Source organism: Sphingobacterium thermophilum (assembly GCF_039541675.1).
GTDB classification, from domain to species: domain Bacteria; phylum Bacteroidota; class Bacteroidia; order Sphingobacteriales; family Sphingobacteriaceae; genus Sphingobacterium; species Sphingobacterium thermophilum.
The window spans coordinates 504,541-520,567 of record NZ_BAABGR010000015.1 but is presented as its reverse complement, the minus strand read 5'-3'; the positions used below and the strand labels follow the sequence as shown (position 1 = coordinate 520,567).

Genomic DNA, 16,027 nt, shown 5'->3' with positions numbered 1-16,027 from the left:
CAGGTATAATTTGAAAAATTGTCGTCCATTTCCCACCTTTTGCTTATGTTTGTACTGAGTTAAGAATTAATCTAAAGGGCATCTTGAGCGATATAATTCTCCATATTATTGTAGCAGTTGTACTGTTTGGATTCATTGCAATGTTTGCACTTTTTGCGGTATATGCAGAGCGTAAGATTGCTGGTTTTGTTCAAGACAGGCTCGGCCCTATGGAAACCGGTAAATACGGATTGCTGCAGACCATTGCCGATATCCTCAAACTTCTACAGAAAGAGCTCATAAATCCTTCGGCTACAGATAAAATTCTATTTATCGTGGCTCCCGTGATTATTTTCGGAGCCGTATTTTTAGGTTATACCGTACTGCCGTGGGGACCAGATTTCATCCCTGCCAGCACGTATACAGGACTTTATTTCATCATGGCTGTAGTATCTATCGACGCCATAGGCATACTCATGGCCGGCTGGGGTTCCAACAACAAATATTCTTTGTTAGGTTCTATCCGCGCGATCGCGCAGATGGTATCTTACGAAATTCCGGTAGGGCTGTCGCTGATTGCTGCCGTGATGATTACCCAAACCCTGAATCTCAACGAGATTGCCCTCCAGCAGGGAATACTAAGTGCTACACCTATTAAATTTTTAGGCGTTTGGGAGGTTACCGACATCGGTGGAATTTTGGCATGGAACATTTTTCAAGCCCCCCATCTTTTGGTAGTGTATATCATATTTTTCGTAGCCACCTTGGCAGAATGTAACCGCGCTCCTTTCGACATTCCGGAAGCGGAATCCGAACTTATCGGAGGTTTTCACACCGAATATGGTGGTATCCGTTTTGCTTTTATCTTCTTAGCAGAATATGCTATGATGTTTCTGGTAGCGATGCTGGGTGCTGTAATCTTCCTAGGAGGATGGAATACCCCCCTACCCAATATTGGAGTGCTAAGACTTGCTGACTGGACAACAGGAATAGCATGGGGCATTTTCTGGACATTAGCAAAGACATTAACCTTAGTTGGTATACAGATGTGGATACGCTGGACCTTGCCACGTTTTAGAGCCGACCAGTTAATGAGTTTATGTTGGAAAATCATGATTCCTATAGCTTTCGCTTGTCTGGCGATATCGGGATTGTGGAGAATATTAGTAATGAATTAACGTGATTTTAAAGACAACCATACAAGGCTTTGTGACAGCGGTAAAAGGATTACTTTTGACCGTAAGGCACCTTTTTGGCGCAAAAAAATCACGTCAGTCGTTCGATATACGTAAGGCAGACTATTTCGACAAGCAGGAAGGTGTCACTACGGTTCAGTTTCCCAAAGAGAAAATGCCTATTCCTGAAGTGGCACGTTACCAGCTACATGTGGAAATTGACGATTGTATTGTATGTGATTTGTGTGCCAAAGCTTGTCCGGTAGATTGTATTACTATAGAGTCCATTAAGTCGCCCGTGCCTATCGGCAACACGTCGGACGGCAGTGTCAAACGACTTTACGCTGCACAGTTTGACATAGATATGGCCAAATGTATGTATTGTGGTTTGTGTACAGTGGTATGCCCTACGGAATGCATTACGATGACCAATCAGTATGACCGAAGCAGTACCAAGCTGACGGACTTGATATATAGCTTTGCAGAGATGACAGAAGAAGAAATAGCACAACGCAAAGCCGAATGGACACGTTTTCAAGCTGAGAAGGAGGCAGCAAAACAGAAATAGCTTATGGAAGTATTTCTTTTTTATGCCTTCGCGATTTTGGCAATATCTTCGGCTTTATTGGTCGTAAGTCTAAAAAATACGGCACGAGCATTATTTCTTTTTTTCATAACTCTCTTCTCTATGGCGGGGTTATTCCTCTTTGCCTTAGCTGATTTTGTTGCCATCACACAGATAATGGTCTATGTGGGAGGCGTTCTCATACTTATGATTTTTGCTTTCATGTTATCCAATAAGGAGCTGTTGAAGGACCTGCAGCAGATTTCAGGTTCTCTTTTCAGCTTTCCAAGCTGGCAGTCCTTAACGTTGGCCTTAGCCTTTTTTGGAGTGATGGTTTTAGGGATCAGAGAATGGAATAGTATGGAACTACCTCAATGGATGCTTAACAACATACAATCCGGTGACGTCATTGCTCCTACGGACAATAACATCCAACAGCTGGGTATTAAGTTTATGACACAATACGTACTGCCTTTTGAGGTAATATCCATTTTCTTGCTCATGGCTCTCATAGGAGCGGCACACCTATCGAGAAAGGAGGAAAGAGCATGATTACGTTAACCCATTTTTTGGTGGTCAGCGCCTGTATCTTTTGTATCGGGCTATATACTGTTATTGCCAAACGCAATGCAATCATGATTTTGGTGGGTATAGAGCTGATGATCAATTCCGCTATTCTCAACCTTGTCGCTTTCGGAAAATATGACAAAGTCAACTACGGCGGACAGGTATTTGCACTTTTCGCTATAGTGCTCGCGGCGGCGGCTGTAGCTGTAGGATTGGCCATCATTCTCAATGTTTACAGACATTACAAGACAATAAACCCTGATCATATTACGGATTTAAGAGATTGATGAACACCCCTATTATGAACATATCACCTTTAGTTGCTAGTACGCTCGTCGTACTGCTACCTTTTATTGCCTTCCTTATTCAGGCGATAGCGGGTCGAAGGTCCACATCGGGGATATTTTCCATTATTTCAATAGTATTAAGCACCCTTATTTCTGCTGTATTCGTATTTCCCGTAATCTGGAACCAAGAGATCCAATACAGCAATTATGAGTGGTTTACTATAGGGGAACAAAGGTTTGCGGTAGGTATTCTTCTCAACAACCTCTCCGTATTGATGCAGCTCATCGTCTGTCTGATAGCTTTACCGGTTCATATTTATTCCAAATCCTACATGAAGGGCGATTCCGGCATCCACCGTTATTGGATGTATCTTAGCCTATTCTGTTTTGCCATGTTGGGCCTTACCATTTCCAAAAGCCTGCTGATGATGTACATTTTTTGGGAGCTGGTAGGTTTTGCCTCTTACTTGCTAATAGGCTTTTGGTTTACAAAAGACGCTGCCGTACAAGCCAATAAGAAGGCATTTCTGATGAACCGCATCGGCGACCTAGGCTTTTTAATAGGACTTGCTATTCTGTTTACGACCTTCGGTACTTTGGATATTGTAGATCTGTTTGGTGATGGCGGTCTTATGCATCAGTCTATCGTCGACAAGAATATGGGATGGATTACCGCTGCGGGTATTTGTTTTTTCCTAGGTGCCATGGCCAAGTCTGCTCAGTTTCCACTACATCTGTGGCTACCCGATGCTATGGAAGGTCCCACTTCCGTTTCATCGCTCATACATGCGGCTACTATGGTGGCTGCCGGCGTGTTTTTGTTAAGCACCATCTTTCCACTATTTAATGATGTAGTACTGCTCATCATCGCGCTGGTAGGAACTATTACCGCTACTTTTGCTGCCATTTTTGCTTTAGCACAATACGACATCAAAAAGATATTGGCATTTTCTACCATCTCACAGCTAGGCTACATGATGGTAGGTGTTGGCATTGGCGCGTGGGATGCAGCTATGTTTCATTTGACCACACATGCTTTCTTCAAATGTCTGCTCTTCCTCAGTGCTGGTGCTGTCATCCATGAGATGACACATCTGAAACAGCATCATAATTTAGATATTGACCCGCAAGACCTACGAAATATGGGAGGTCTCAAACAATATATGCCGAAAACATTTATCATGATGAGCATAGCGTCTTTAGCTCTTGCTGGATTTCCACTGACTTCTGGCTTTCTTTCTAAAGATGCCATAGTGATCTCATCCTTCGAGTGGGCACTCGAAAAAGGAGGTGTTTATCTGGTAATTCCTATTCTGTTAAGTGTGGTAAGTATCCTTACAGCCTTTTATATAGGAAGGTTGATTTTTAAAGCTTTCTTTGGTAAGTTGCGAACAGAAATAGCAGATCTCCATACTATGCATGAGGCACCTAGCACTATGCTTCTGCCTATGGCCTTTTTGACAGTGGGAGCTTTATTTTTAGTCTTTTCTGTACATCCGTTCTCGTATGCTCATGCACCGATTATGAATGGGTTGGCCGTACAACGCCTCTTCCCTTCCGTTCACATCTTACACAGCATAGTCCCTTTGACCTTGACACTTACCGCATTGATAAGTTGGTGGGTGGGATACAGCTGGTATGTTCAAGGCAGGTATCCACTAAACGATAAGAGCCGATGGATTCTTTACACCCAAAATCAATTCAATTTAAATCATTGGCTTATGCGGATATGGGTTAACCCTACTCTTGGCCTAGGAAAAGTAAGCTACTGGTTCGATAAGTATATCATAGACGGTATTATCAATGCTTTCTCACCACTTGTCCGTATGTTGGGACAGGCTATAGCATGGATAGACAAACATATTGTAGATGGCATTGTCAACGGTATTGCCGCTCTAGCCTATATTATAGGAAATATCTTTCGTTTTGTGCAGAACGGAAGGCTACAGAACTATCTTGGCTTTGCCTTGACAGTAATTTTGGTTGGAATAATTTATTTGATATTACGATAAAATGGGATTACTCTCTCTACTCATATTCTTACCCTTGGTAGCATCAGCTTTGATCTTGGTGCTTCCTTCTATATGGCGTCAAAGCTACAAATTCATCGCCTTAGCCTTCACGGTTATACAGCTTTTTTTGTCAGCATGGCTGTATGGGCAGTTTGATAGCAGCTTGAATGGCATAAACCATCTCCAAGGATTTCAATTTATCGAGCAGCTTCCATGGATACGTTTGGATTTGGGAAGCTTAGGTAAATTGGAGATAGATTATTTCCTTGGCGTGGATGGCATATCCCTTCCTTTACTTATCCTCAGTGCTTTTGTCATGTTGATGGCCATAGGAGCATCGTGGAATATCACCAAAAATGCTAAAGGTTATTTCGCCTTGCTGATGTTGCTCAACACAGCTGTAATGGGCATTTTCTGCGCACTGGACTTTTTCTTATTCTACATTTTTTACGAAGTGATGCTGCTACCACTATACTTCCTTATCGGGATATGGGGAGGAGCAAACCGTGAATATGCAGCGATAAAATTCTTTATCTACACTTTGTTCGGGTCAGTATTTATGCTATTGGTTATCGTTGGTCTTTATTTCTCGGTGACCAATCCGGCGACGGGAGCGCATACGTTCAACATGCTGCATATGATGAACCCCGAAAACTATGTTGACGGTTCATTTTTCGCATATCTTAACAACTACTATGAAGTGCAAGGCATTCCTGCACGGATGTTAGGATTTATAGTTTTGTTCGTTGCTTTCGCCATCAAGGTGCCTGTAGTTCCTTTCCACACTTGGCTACCGGATACCCACGTAGAGGCTCCAACACCGGTTTCTATTATTCTAGCAGGGGTACTGCTCAAGGTGGGAGGATATGGCATCATCAGGGTATGCTATAGCATCTTTCCTGACGCTGCTGCACAAGCCAACTGGTGGCTCGCCCTCTTAGGAATAATATCCATCCTTTATGGGGCGCTGAACGCCCTAGCGCAAAAAGATTTAAAGCGAATGATAGCCTATTCTTCTGTCTCACACATGGGATTCGTGCTGCTAGGCGTGGCGGCACTGACGGCAGAAGGTATCTCCGGCGCCATGTTCCAGATGCTGTCACATGGTTTTCTTTCGGCAGCCCTATTCTTCCTTGTAGGAGTCATTTATGATCGCGTGCACGACCGCTATATATACAATTTCCGAGGTTTGGCAACACATATGCCGGCATATACGGGATTTGTTGCTGTGGCATTCTTCGCATCGCTAGGCTTACCCGGCTTTTCAGCCTTTATTGGAGAAGCATTTGTCATCATCGGAACTTTCAATGCAGAGTCGGTAGGCACAGGCATTCCACGTTGGATGGCTATAGCAGGTTCTGTAGGTATCCTACTCAGTGCCTCTTATTTTCTGTGGACCTTACAGCGTATGTTTTTCGGACAGACACGCTTCAAAGGTGGTGAAGCATGGGCTATAGCATTGACCGACGTTACACTCCGGGAGCGCATCATCCTTTTCCCTACCTTAGCATTAGCTTTGGTGTTGGGTATTATGCCTTCCCTAGTATTTGACAAAATGAACGCTACGGTACTTAATTTGGTCACTTTGGTTTCACAATATCTATAATGCAAGATATCAACTTACAATTACCTCATATTTTAGATCAGATCATCGCTTCTCTTCCTTTCCTGAAGGCAGAGTTGGCTTTGGCTGTTGCCTTCTTGGGAAGTATTGTGGCTACCCTGTTTTTGGATAAACATTGGAAGTATTGTTCTTTCGTAGTCACAGTCTTAGGTATTGTAGTTTCTTTTTTATGTGTTACTTCTCAGTACGAGCAGTCTCAGCAAGGTATCTTCGGTATGCTCACCGTCGATAACTTTTCCGTCTTTGCAAGAGGTATACAGCTTGTAGCACTGCTTTTTTCGGTAGTTTTTGTACAACAGCATTTCCAACATAAAAAGCTGGACAAAAAATTAGGTGATGCATATAGCATATTGCTTACTGCGGGCTTAGGATTGAACATCCTGACGATGACTACCAACTGGCTCATGGCTTTCATCGCTATTGAGACTGTTTCGATAAGTTCTTACGTTCTGGTAGGATTTTTTTCCGAAAGCAAAAAGCAATCGGAGGCCGCCATGAAATATGTTCTTTTCGGATCGGTTTCTGCGGCCGTCATGCTTTACGGGTTGTCGTTGCTCTATGGTTTCACGGGGAATCTTGATTTTACGGCATTCGAACATATACAAGGACTTATCGAAGCGCCAAAGATTCTTTTGACCGTTGCACTGCTATTTATGTTTGCCGGAATAGGGTTCAAGCTGAGTTTCGTGCCTTTCCATGTGTGGTCTCCAGATGTGTACGAAGGAGCGCCCACTCCTATTACCGCATTTTTAAGCACCGTACCTAAAGTAGGAGTGCTAGTGCTGTTAGCTCGCCTTTTCGAAGAATGGACTTCCTCTTCTTTTTATTTCTCCGAACTGGTACTTATCCTAATCAGTGTTGCTGCCATAGTGACAATGTTAGCAGGAAATCTGATCGCCTTACGTCAAACCAACATCAAGCGTATGATGGCCTACTCATCGATAGGGCATACCGGATTTCTATTGATGGCCATAGTAGGTAACCTAGCGTCCGAACCTCAGGTTCTTCTTTACTATATTGCTGTCTATACGCTTATGAATCTCGGAGTCTTCGGTTTCATCGATGTGTTGGAAAGACGAATAGGAAGTGTACAGCTGGAAGATTACAAAGGTTTAGGGAAAAATTATCCTCTTCTCTTTTCGGCATTCACCGTATTGGGTATATCTTTGGTGGGACTGCCTCCTACGGCAGGATTCGTAGGTAAACTTTTTGTCTTCACCTCCATTTTCGACTTATTCCAGTTTAACAACAATCCGTATTATCTCATTCTTTTGATTACAGGAGCGTTGACATCGGTGATATCTTTATTCTACTATTTTAAAATTCCTTTGTTTGCTTTCTTGCGCAAAGGTGAGGAGAAAGAAACATCTTCAGTTGCTGACACAAAAGTAGTTTATGTCCTTTCGATTATATTGGGCATAGCTATTCTGATGCTAGGAATTTTCCCTGGAATATTATTATCATTATTCAAATAAGCTCCATAGGCTCATCATAATTTTTATATTTGCACTATGATTAGTACTACAGCAAATTCCATATTCCAACGTGCTATCGAAGATTACCACGTTCACGACGCTATTGATCATCCGATTTCCAATCCTTACCCGTCGGACAGCTTAGAACATCTATTGTATCTGAAATGCTGGATTGACACCGTACAATGGCACATGGAAGATGTAGTACGTAATCCGGAGATTGACCCTAAAGAAGGACTCTATTGGAAAAGACGTATTGACAAGCAAAATCAGGTGCGCACCGATACGGTAGAATATATTGACAGCTACTATCTGCAAAAGTTTGCCGATGTAAAACCTCTTGCTGACGCCAAAATCAATACCGAAAGTCCTGCTTGGGCCATAGACAGATTATCCATACTAGCCTTAAAAATCTATCACATGCGCCTAGAGACATTGCGCACTGACGTGGACCAAGCGCATATCGATGCCTGCCGGGAAAAACTGGATGTCTTATTGGAACAGCAGAAAGACCTATCACAAAGCATAGACGAACTTTTGGAAGATATTGCTGCGGGACGTAAGTACATGAAAGTCTATAAACAGATGAAGATGTATAACGACCCAAACCTTAACCCTGTCCTTTACGGGGCGAAAAAATAAAAATCATGAAGCGGATCATCGTAACACGTTTTTCGGCAATGGGCGACGTTGCTATGGTCGCTTCTGTTCTCAAAGAATTTCAACAACAACATGAGGATACCGAAATTATTATCGTATCCCGCAAATTGTTTTCAGCATTCTTCGAGCGTATTCCACGTGTCAGATTCCATATCTTGGACCCCAACTACAAACATAGGGGGCTTACCGGACTTTACCTTCTCTTCAAGGAATTGAAAGAATATAAGCCGGACTACATTGCTGACCTACACAACAACCTCCGTAGTAGAGTTGTAGGCTTTTTCTTTAAACTTGCAGGCTTCAAAGTACAGGTGTTGGACAAAGGCCGCCAGGAAAAGACTGCCCTCACGCGTCCAAAAAACAAGATAAAATCACCACTGACCCCTACCACAGAAAGGTATGCCGAAGTCTTCCGACAGTTGGGCTTTCCCCTTATCTTAAGCCACAAGCTGCAAAAAGATTATAGATTGATACCGACTAAACTTTTAGGCCCACTGAGCTCCGATCAGAAGAAAATAGGTATCGCTCCTTTCGCACAGCACCGCTACAAAGTCCTCTCATTGGAAAAGATGGAAAAGATAATAGCCTATCTTGCCTCAAGGGACATATACGAAGTCTTTATCTTTGGGGGTGGGGAAAAGGAGAAAGCTGTTGCCGAAGGTTGGTCCAGCAAGTATCCACATGTATATAACACTATCGGCAGCTTCAACCTATCTCAAGAGCTGGATATTATCTCACACCTAGATCTGATGATAAGCATGGACAGCTCGGGAATGCATATGGCTTCGCTCGTAGGCACACGCTGCCTCTCTATATGGGGAGCAACACATCCTTATGCAGGATTCTTGGGATACGGACAGCAATACGAAGACTGTATTCAGGTAGAACATCCAAATCGGCCTTCATCAGTATATGGCAATAAACCCTGTGACTGCGATGGCGTGGAAGCCATAGACCTCATTTCGGCGGAAGCTGTCATAGAAAAAATTAAAAAGGTATGCGAATAGGATTTGATGCTAAACGATATTTTCTGAATAAATCAGGTCTTGGCAACTACAGCCGCGACCTTATTCGTATACTGGAAACCTATTATCCTCAAAACGAATACATAAAATACACCCCTAAATTCATAGGTTTGGGTGACGACACCGTAAAAACACCTTCAGGAATACTTGCCAGCACTTTTCCTAGCCTGTGGCGCAATAAATGGATAGTGAGCGATTTGGTCAAAGACCAAATAGACATTTACCACGGACTATCAGGAGAAATTCCAGTAGGATTAGACCACACGAACATCAAGTCTGTGGTGACCATTCACGATTTGATTTTCTTAAAGTTGCCTCATCTTTACAAACCTATTGACCGGGCAATTTATAATAAGAAATTTAGATATGCAGTAAACCATGCCGACAAGGTGGTTGCCATAAGTCAGCAGACAAAACAGGATATCGTAGAATACTACAACGTAGAGGATGGCCGGATAGAAGTCATATATCAGGGCTGTCACCCTGCGTTCAAAATCCCCAAAAGCCAAGAGGCTAAGGACCAGCTTCGCAGACAATATAACCTGCCACAAAATTTCATCCTGAATGTAGGATCTATTGAGCCTCGAAAGAATGCCTTTCAGATTGTCAAAGCTATAGAAACGTTAGACATCCCCTTGATTGTCATCGGCAAGGAGACCAAATATTCGGACAGTATCAAAAAATATATTGAAGAGCGAGGCCTTCAGGGTAGGATACAGCTTTTGCAGGGATTTACCATGGAAGAGCTTTCTACGATATACGCTATGGCAGAGGCTTTTGTCTACCCTTCCATGTACGAAGGGTTCGGCATACCTATCATTGAGGCACTATACAGTGGTACGCCCGTCATTACCACCCGTTCCGGTGTGTTTCCCGAAGCAGGAGGTCCTTCATCCCTCTATGTCGATCCTCAGAATATCGAAGAGCTACGACACGCCATAGAAAAGGTATTGCAAGATAGCAGCCTACGCCAAAAAATGATTCACGACGCATTAGAATATGTGCAGCAATTCAATGATGACAAGATTGCTGCTCAATGGAACGCACTTTATCACACTTTGTCCTGATCGGTGAATTTGAAATATTTTTCCAACACCAGCAAAGAGATAATATCTTCCTGCTTCTTGTCTTTAAACTGGTCTACATAGCTGTGTGCATTTTCCACGATGCGCAATGCCTCTGCTGGATGTTCTATGTAGTAATTCAACTTCTCCTCCAGATCCGAATAATCATGTTTGATACAGATAAAATGATAATCCGGTATTAATGTACCTTCCATAAACCAGGTTTCGTAGGTAGGCATGGGCATCACCGCAATGGAATTGGACGACATTATCCACTTCAAGTTTGTTGCCACGTCGTTACCTTCTAAGGCTAAGATAAACTTATAGTTCAAATGCTGAGGGATAGATAAGAAGTCTGGATCAGATTTGCGGGCAGCCTTCTTTATGTCACATAATGGATGCTGAGCATACATGTCGAAAAAACGGGCCCTATGAGGTTGTGAAAAACCACTACGCCCTACCAAAAGATTTTTCTTTTTCTCAAAAGGAATGTCATCCCGTATAAAGTTAAAATGTCGTGCCTTATCCAGATTTAGCAGCACTGAGTTGACATTGTCACCATGAATAGGTCTGCTTTTCACAATGGCAGGGCACGAAGGCACATGAATGACATCGCCGGGAATAATCTCAAACTTGAAATGCCTATCGAAATACCGCAGGTATTCTATACTATCGAAGTAATAGACTCTGATTTTATCGGGAATTTTGTAGTCTTTAACAGCAATAGCATCTGCACTTAAGGAAGTAATGGTATCCAGCTTATTGTAATAGTCCACCCTGGATTGGATATAAGCCTTGTCCAGCTTGTCATAGTATCTGATGAGCCTGTCTTTTCTCCACCGGCAATACGGATAAGGCAACACACTTTTGAGTATAGTCTTTACATAATAAGCCAGTTTATTATTTCTGTCTTTTAAAAATACCTTCTTGAAATTGATCATCTTCCGCCGACAAAAGCACCTTCCGTAAGAAATCGCGACAAGCCGTCTTCACAATAGGTCAGTTTTTGGGTAATGGTATTTCGAAGAATAGCGTCATTACGCTCCAAAGACTGCCTCGACTCTTCCTTGTGGTAAAGGTGATATCCCATAGCCACAAACTTAATAATTCTTCCTTTAACTCCGGCATTAAGCAGACGTTCTACGAGCTCACTATCCTCCCTTCCCCATCCAAATATAAGATTATTGAAGCCATTCACCTTCACCAAATCCTCATAATAAAAGGACATGTTGCATGAGCGGACCTTATTTTTGTTTCTAAGCTCTTTGAGGGTCAGCTTTCCCAACAGCATAGAGCGGAAAGAGGTAATCCTCTTCTCCAGACGACTTTCTAACCCTTTGTCGAAAATATTAGTTTTCAAAGGAGAGGTTGGGTTCTGAACAACCTGCTCTGTCTTCTCCTGCGTCATCATGACCCTTCCGCCCTGAAGGAAATAACCTCTTTGGGCAAACCGCAGATGGTCTTCCACGAAATGTTCATCAAGAATCATATCGCCATCAATGAGGATTACGTAGTCCGACTGCACCTTAGACAACGCTAGATTGCGGGCTTCGGCAGCGCGAAATCCCCTATCCTCGTGCCATGAATGAATCAAAGTCGTAGGAAAGGATTTCTGAAACTCTTGGATCAGGACTTTTGTTTCCAGCGTTGAACCATCATCAGCGACAATAACGTTAAGCGGTAAAACGGTCTGACGTCTCACCGAGTGTAACACACAGGATAAGGCGTCAGGCCTATTGTAAGTGGTGATAATTAAATCTGCAGTCATTACAATCTTTAGCAGTTGGACAAATACTTATTGATGCCGTTAGCACAAAAGTACACTTTACTTTCCTTGGTTCGTCTAAAAATCTCTTCATTCAGGGAAAGATTTTCTCTGCTGTTGAGCTTATGCCACAAGTGATATACTATAGCGCCAAACTTCAGAAATCGTTTCTCCAATCCTAAATTCAACAGACGGGCGACAAATTCCTTATCCTCAGGGCCCCACCCCACAAAATCTTCATTATACCCGTTGACTTTTATGGCATCTTCACGCCAAAAAGCCATATTACAACCATGAATTTCCCACTTCTCATCGCCCTTCACCTTATAGTTTTTTTCAAAAAACTTACGCAAAAAAGGCATCCTGAACTGGCTGAAGAAATTCGAAATACCTTTTTCAAAATAATTGACCTTTATATCATCCTTAGACAGCTTTAGCTCCGTAAGCTCTCGGTTCAGATAAATACGACTTGCCCTAACCAAAGAGCCTGGCTTAGCAAAATCTACATGGTCCCTCACAAAAGAGGGGTGCAAAATCACATCTCCATCAACCTGAATAATATAGTCTGCCGTACACTTCGCTATAGTCTTGTTAAGTATTAAAGATTTTCTAAATCCTTTATCTTCATGCCACACATGTATCAGAGGTACCTCCATTAATGATCTATGATAATCAATGAGCTGCTTCGTCCTTCTATCCGAGCCATCATCAGCAATCAATATTTCATCCGGAAGAAGATCCTGCTGCTGAACACTTTTAAGACATAGATTTAACTTTTCTGGACTGTTGTAAGTAGAAATAATTAATGCAACTTTCATATTATATCACAAACCTACTATAATTAAAACGATATTAGCGTACGATAGCTACATTTTTATATGTTAATAAATGTAAAATGTCACTATAAAGTGTATCATTTCGTTGTTTTTTTCGTTTTATAGTAAAACAACAATTAAACTAAGCTCAAAAAACAAACCAAAATAATACGTACAAGCAAAAAAATTAATTTTTAGGATGAAAACCACTAACAGAACGGAAGGAATTTCCGTCATAATTTGTTCTTATAACGGAGAAAAAAAGATAAAAGCTACATTATCAGCTATTTTAGAACAAAAAATCCCCTCTTTTCTTTCTTGGGAAGTGATTTTCATAGACAACAACTCTTCAGACAACACTCTTTCCAACGTAAAAAACTATTCTTCCCTCTTCGAAAGCAAAAAAATACCTTTATCTTTTTACAGTGAGCCTAAAAAAGGAAAATTTCACGCCTTAAATAGAGGAATTAGCCACGCAAATTATCAATACTTCATTGTGGTAGATGATGATAACTGGTTATATCCGAATTATGTAGCAAAAGCTTTCGAACTAATCCATAATAAACCTTATATCGGTGCTATAGGAAGTTATAGCGAGCCTGTCTTTGAACATACCCCAGAGAAGCTACCGAAATGGTTCAAAAATAATCAAGGATGCTATGCCATAGGCAGTCAGGGAAAAGACGGCGACGTTACGGAAAGAAAACATCTATGGGGAGCCGGAATGGTTTCCCAAACGGAATTATACGAAAAGATGTACGCGGAACACCCTAGCCTGCTATTCGACAACGGCATCGAAGATATTTATATCGCTGAAGACACAGAATACTGCTTGCGCTTAATATTAAAGGGATATCAACTGTATTATTCTTCCGACTTAAAACTTAAGCATTATGTACCACAGGAACGGCTCTCCTACGACTATTGGGAAAAGCTCAACAGCAATATACGCAACTCATATAAGATTATAGACTACTATAACGCCTTATGGAAGCTGAAAAATCCCAAATACAAAAGCAAAATAAGACGTTTAAGGCTGAAACTAGCCTCCAAGTACCGGTATCTCGTAACGTCAGACCCTACTAAAAAGCAACGCCACGGCATCATCTTAGAGCTTCTTTCATCGTCCCGCGAAAGGTCACGCTTGCTGCAAAGATTAAATCGATTTATGAGCGACCGCACACTGCAGAATCCTTATACCACTTCATGATATCACTATGAAAATTGTTAAAATCCACGCCGGATTAGGTAATCAGATTTTCCAATATGCCCTATTTCTCGGGCTTAAAAAATACGGGCATAAGGTCAAAGTAGACTATTCTGAATTTGAATTATATAACATACACCATGGCTACGAACTGCAACGGGCTTTTAATATTAATTTACCGCATATCACCTCTTTCGAGAAAAAGCTGTATGCCCCAAGAAGACCACGCTTTATCTATCGAGTCTTACGCAAATGCTTCAATACGGACGCTTGCTACATGATAGAACAGCCAGAATTCTGTTTCTCCGAGGAAGTTCTTCTTTCCCCAAAAACTAAATATCTCAATGGCTACTGGCAACACCACCGCTATGTAGATCTCGTAGAGGAGGAACTTCGTCAGAATTTGAAATTTCCTAAAATCAACGATCCCCAAAACGAGAAGCTACTGAAGAAAATCCAGCATCACAACAGCGTCGCCAGCATTCATGTACGAAGAGGTGACTATCTCAATCATCCGACATTGGGGGGGCTATGTGACCTTAACTATTATAGAAAAGCTATAGACTACATCAAATTTATTATGCCTAATCCTCTGTTTGTCTTCTTTTCAAATGATATTGCATGGTGTCGGCAAAATTTCAACTCAGAAGAAGCCTTATATGTGGACTGGAACAGAGGAGAAGACAGTTTTCGTGACATGCAGCTGATGAGCCTCTGCCATCATCATATTATCGCGAATAGTAGCTTCAGTTGGTGGGCTGCTTGGCTCAACAGCCGACCCGATAAAATCGTGATAGCTCCGAAAAAATGGATCAACCTTCCGGAAGCAGATCCTAAAGCTCTACTGTTGGATCACTTTATCCTGTTATGAAAGAAACACCATTAGATATTGTAATATGCATTGGCGACAATCATCTTAAGATTGCAGAGAAGACAATTGCTTGTCTTATCAAACACTTTGAGTTCCACAGAATTCTTATAATTTCTTCATCGTCACTTATAAACGTCCTTAGAGAAAAGCTGCTTACGCAGGACAATATTATTTTTATAGACGAGGACACCCTCATTCCTGAGATTTCTCTTTCGACTTTAGAACAATATTTTATCCGTCATAATGCCCAGAGGAAAAGAGCCGGATGGTATTATCAGCAATTCCTCAAGATGCAGGCAGCCTATTATTGTCAGACACCGCACTATCTGATTTGGGATGCGGACACTGTACCGCTACGGACAATCCATTTTTTTGAAGAAGAAAAGGTTTTAATTCATCACAGTAAAGAATATCACCCTCCCTATTTTGACACTTTATACAGACTTCTGGGGATAAAAAAGCAAATTTCACCGTCTTTCATCACCGAACATATGGTAATCAATACTGCTGTCATGCAAAGCCTCATCCACACCATCCAAGAAAAAAATAGAGAGCAATCATGGTGTTTCACAGTATTAGATCATATCGAAAAACAACATCTATCCCATTCTGGCTTTTCCGAATACGAAACCTATGGTTCGTACGTCGTGCAACAGCAGGCAAAAGATTTTATCCTAAGGTCGGACTCATATTCCTTAAAAACACTTAGACATGGAAGTCGATTATTTTCTGCTCATCCTACAACCATAGATTTAAATATCTTAAAAGCCCTCGATTACGACTATGTTACTTTTGAAGTTTGGGACCAACAACGCCCAAAGAAAATATTCAAAAACAAGATATTGAGTTGGGGATTTTATCTATCTTCCTTACTGAAATTAAAAGCGCTATCGGCTGCTATTTTAAAACAGTTTCAAAAAAGAATAAGGTAACGAA

Annotated in this window: 16 protein-coding genes; 13 read left to right on the top strand and 3 right to left on the bottom strand. The window is 41.7% G+C overall.

Annotated features, from left to right (window positions below):
• Nucleotides 1–83: 83 nt before the first annotated feature.
• Genes ABD873_RS08190 through ABD873_RS08145 form a run of 10 tightly spaced genes read left to right on the top strand, consistent with a single transcriptional unit; the run spans nucleotide 84 to nucleotide 10,436 of the window.
• Nucleotides 84–1,157, top strand: a complete 1,074-nt coding sequence (locus ABD873_RS08190) for a complex I subunit 1/NuoH family protein (RefSeq protein WP_345067102.1) — start codon at nucleotides 84–86, stop codon at nucleotides 1,155–1,157.
• 4 nt (nucleotides 1,158–1,161) lie between these two features.
• The gene (locus tag ABD873_RS08185; protein WP_345067390.1) at nucleotides 1,162–1,722 is read left to right on the top strand and encodes a 4Fe-4S binding protein; all 561 of its coding nucleotides are present in this window, start codon (nucleotides 1,162–1,164) and stop codon (nucleotides 1,720–1,722) included.
• Nucleotides 1,723–1,725: 3 nt separating this feature from the next.
• Nucleotides 1,726–2,271 (top strand): NADH-quinone oxidoreductase subunit J family protein, encoded by a 546-nt coding sequence (locus ABD873_RS08180; protein ID WP_345067099.1) that lies wholly within the window; start codon nucleotides 1,726–1,728, stop codon nucleotides 2,269–2,271.
• The gene (gene nuoK / locus ABD873_RS08175; protein ID WP_039052782.1) at nucleotides 2,268–2,573 is read left to right on the top strand and encodes an NADH-quinone oxidoreductase subunit NuoK; all 306 of its coding nucleotides are present in this window, start codon (nucleotides 2,268–2,270) and stop codon (nucleotides 2,571–2,573) included. The genes ABD873_RS08180 and nuoK overlap by 4 nt, the downstream gene beginning before the upstream one ends.
• 14 nt (nucleotides 2,574–2,587) lie before the next feature.
• Nucleotides 2,588–4,585 (top strand): NADH-quinone oxidoreductase subunit 5 family protein, encoded by a 1,998-nt coding sequence (locus ABD873_RS08170; RefSeq protein ID WP_345067095.1) that lies wholly within the window; start codon nucleotides 2,588–2,590, stop codon nucleotides 4,583–4,585.
• A 1-nt stretch (nucleotide 4,586) separates the two neighbouring features.
• Nucleotides 4,587–6,191 carry a complex I subunit 4 family protein gene (locus ABD873_RS08165; protein ID WP_345067092.1) on the top strand — a complete coding sequence of 535 codons (1,605 nt, stop codon included), beginning with the start codon at nucleotides 4,587–4,589 and terminating at the stop codon, nucleotides 6,189–6,191.
• Nucleotides 6,191–7,684 (top strand): NADH-quinone oxidoreductase subunit N, encoded by a 1,494-nt coding sequence (locus tag ABD873_RS08160; protein WP_345067088.1) that lies wholly within the window; start codon nucleotides 6,191–6,193, stop codon nucleotides 7,682–7,684. The genes ABD873_RS08165 and ABD873_RS08160 overlap by 1 nt, the downstream gene beginning before the upstream one ends.
• A gap of 36 nt (nucleotides 7,685–7,720) precedes the next feature.
• The gene (locus ABD873_RS08155) at nucleotides 7,721–8,326 is read left to right on the top strand and encodes a DUF4254 domain-containing protein (protein WP_039052781.1); all 606 of its coding nucleotides are present in this window, start codon (nucleotides 7,721–7,723) and stop codon (nucleotides 8,324–8,326) included.
• Nucleotides 8,327–8,331: 5 nt separating this feature from the next.
• The gene (locus ABD873_RS08150) at nucleotides 8,332–9,351 is read left to right on the top strand and encodes a glycosyltransferase family 9 protein (protein ID WP_345067083.1); all 1,020 of its coding nucleotides are present in this window, start codon (nucleotides 8,332–8,334) and stop codon (nucleotides 9,349–9,351) included.
• Nucleotides 9,342–10,436, top strand: coding sequence for a glycosyltransferase family 4 protein (locus ABD873_RS08145; protein ID WP_345067080.1), 1,095 nt, complete (start codon nucleotides 9,342–9,344; stop codon nucleotides 10,434–10,436). Before ABD873_RS08150 ends, ABD873_RS08145 begins: the two co-directional genes overlap by 10 nt.
• Here the strand turns inward: ABD873_RS08145 and ABD873_RS08140 are convergent.
• From ABD873_RS08140 to ABD873_RS08130, 3 genes are read right to left on the bottom strand one after another with little or no spacing between them, the layout of a single operon-like run.
• Nucleotides 10,421–11,374, bottom strand: coding sequence for a glycosyl transferase family 90 (locus ABD873_RS08140; RefSeq protein WP_345067077.1), 954 nt, complete (start codon nucleotides 11,372–11,374; stop codon nucleotides 10,421–10,423). The two genes, ABD873_RS08145 and ABD873_RS08140, sit on opposite strands and share 16 nt — an antisense overlap.
• Nucleotides 11,371–12,201 (bottom strand): glycosyltransferase family 2 protein, encoded by an 831-nt coding sequence (locus ABD873_RS08135; RefSeq protein WP_345067073.1) that lies wholly within the window; start codon nucleotides 12,199–12,201, stop codon nucleotides 11,371–11,373. The genes ABD873_RS08140 and ABD873_RS08135 overlap by 4 nt, the downstream gene beginning before the upstream one ends.
• 8 nt (nucleotides 12,202–12,209) lie before the next feature.
• Nucleotides 12,210–13,016, bottom strand: a complete 807-nt coding sequence (locus ABD873_RS08130) for a glycosyltransferase family 2 protein (protein WP_345067070.1) — start codon at nucleotides 13,014–13,016, stop codon at nucleotides 12,210–12,212.
• A 196-nt stretch (nucleotides 13,017–13,212) separates the two neighbouring features.
• Between ABD873_RS08130 and ABD873_RS08125 the strand changes: the two genes are divergently transcribed.
• The 3 genes from ABD873_RS08125 to ABD873_RS08115 are packed head-to-tail and all read left to right on the top strand — an operon-like array spanning nucleotide 13,213 to nucleotide 16,023.
• A complete protein-coding gene (locus ABD873_RS08125) occupies nucleotides 13,213–14,223 on the top strand; it encodes a glycosyltransferase (protein ID WP_345067067.1) in 1,011 nt (336 codons plus the stop codon).
• 7 nt (nucleotides 14,224–14,230) lie between these two features.
• Nucleotides 14,231–15,091, top strand: coding sequence for an alpha-1,2-fucosyltransferase (locus tag ABD873_RS08120; protein ID WP_345067064.1), 861 nt, complete (start codon nucleotides 14,231–14,233; stop codon nucleotides 15,089–15,091).
• The gene (locus tag ABD873_RS08115; protein ID WP_345067061.1) at nucleotides 15,088–16,023 is read left to right on the top strand and encodes a DUF6492 family protein; all 936 of its coding nucleotides are present in this window, start codon (nucleotides 15,088–15,090) and stop codon (nucleotides 16,021–16,023) included. Before ABD873_RS08120 ends, ABD873_RS08115 begins: the two co-directional genes overlap by 4 nt.
• The last annotated feature ends 4 nt before the right edge of the window (nucleotides 16,024–16,027 follow it).

Excerpts from the sequence above, each read along its gene's own strand:
- ABD873_RS08180 (WP_345067099.1), top strand. The coding sequence starts at position 1,726 with ATGGAAGTATTTCTTTTTTATGCCTTCGCGATTTTGGCAATATCTTCG.
- nuoK (WP_039052782.1), top strand. The coding sequence starts at position 2,268 with ATGATTACGTTAACCCATTTTTTGGTGGTCAGCGCCTGTATCTTTTGT.
- ABD873_RS08170 (WP_345067095.1), top strand. The coding sequence starts at position 2,588 with ATGAACATATCACCTTTAGTTGCTAGTACGCTCGTCGTACTGCTACCT.
- ABD873_RS08165 (WP_345067092.1), top strand. The coding sequence starts at position 4,587 with ATGGGATTACTCTCTCTACTCATATTCTTACCCTTGGTAGCATCAGCT.
- ABD873_RS08160 (WP_345067088.1), top strand. The coding sequence starts at position 6,191 with ATGCAAGATATCAACTTACAATTACCTCATATTTTAGATCAGATCATC.
- ABD873_RS08155 (WP_039052781.1), top strand. The coding sequence starts at position 7,721 with ATGATTAGTACTACAGCAAATTCCATATTCCAACGTGCTATCGAAGAT.
- ABD873_RS08150 (WP_345067083.1), top strand. The coding sequence starts at position 8,332 with ATGAAGCGGATCATCGTAACACGTTTTTCGGCAATGGGCGACGTTGCT.
- ABD873_RS08145 (WP_345067080.1), top strand. The coding sequence starts at position 9,342 with ATGCGAATAGGATTTGATGCTAAACGATATTTTCTGAATAAATCAGGT.
- ABD873_RS08140 (WP_345067077.1), bottom strand. The coding sequence starts at position 11,374 with ATGATCAATTTCAAGAAGGTATTTTTAAAAGACAGAAATAATAAACTG.
- ABD873_RS08135 (WP_345067073.1), bottom strand. The coding sequence starts at position 12,201 with ATGACTGCAGATTTAATTATCACCACTTACAATAGGCCTGACGCCTTA.
- ABD873_RS08130 (WP_345067070.1), bottom strand. The coding sequence starts at position 13,016 with ATGAAAGTTGCATTAATTATTTCTACTTACAACAGTCCAGAAAAGTTA.
- ABD873_RS08125 (WP_345067067.1), top strand. The coding sequence starts at position 13,213 with ATGAAAACCACTAACAGAACGGAAGGAATTTCCGTCATAATTTGTTCT.
- ABD873_RS08120 (WP_345067064.1), top strand. The coding sequence starts at position 14,231 with ATGAAAATTGTTAAAATCCACGCCGGATTAGGTAATCAGATTTTCCAA.
- ABD873_RS08115 (WP_345067061.1), top strand. The coding sequence starts at position 15,088 with ATGAAAGAAACACCATTAGATATTGTAATATGCATTGGCGACAATCAT.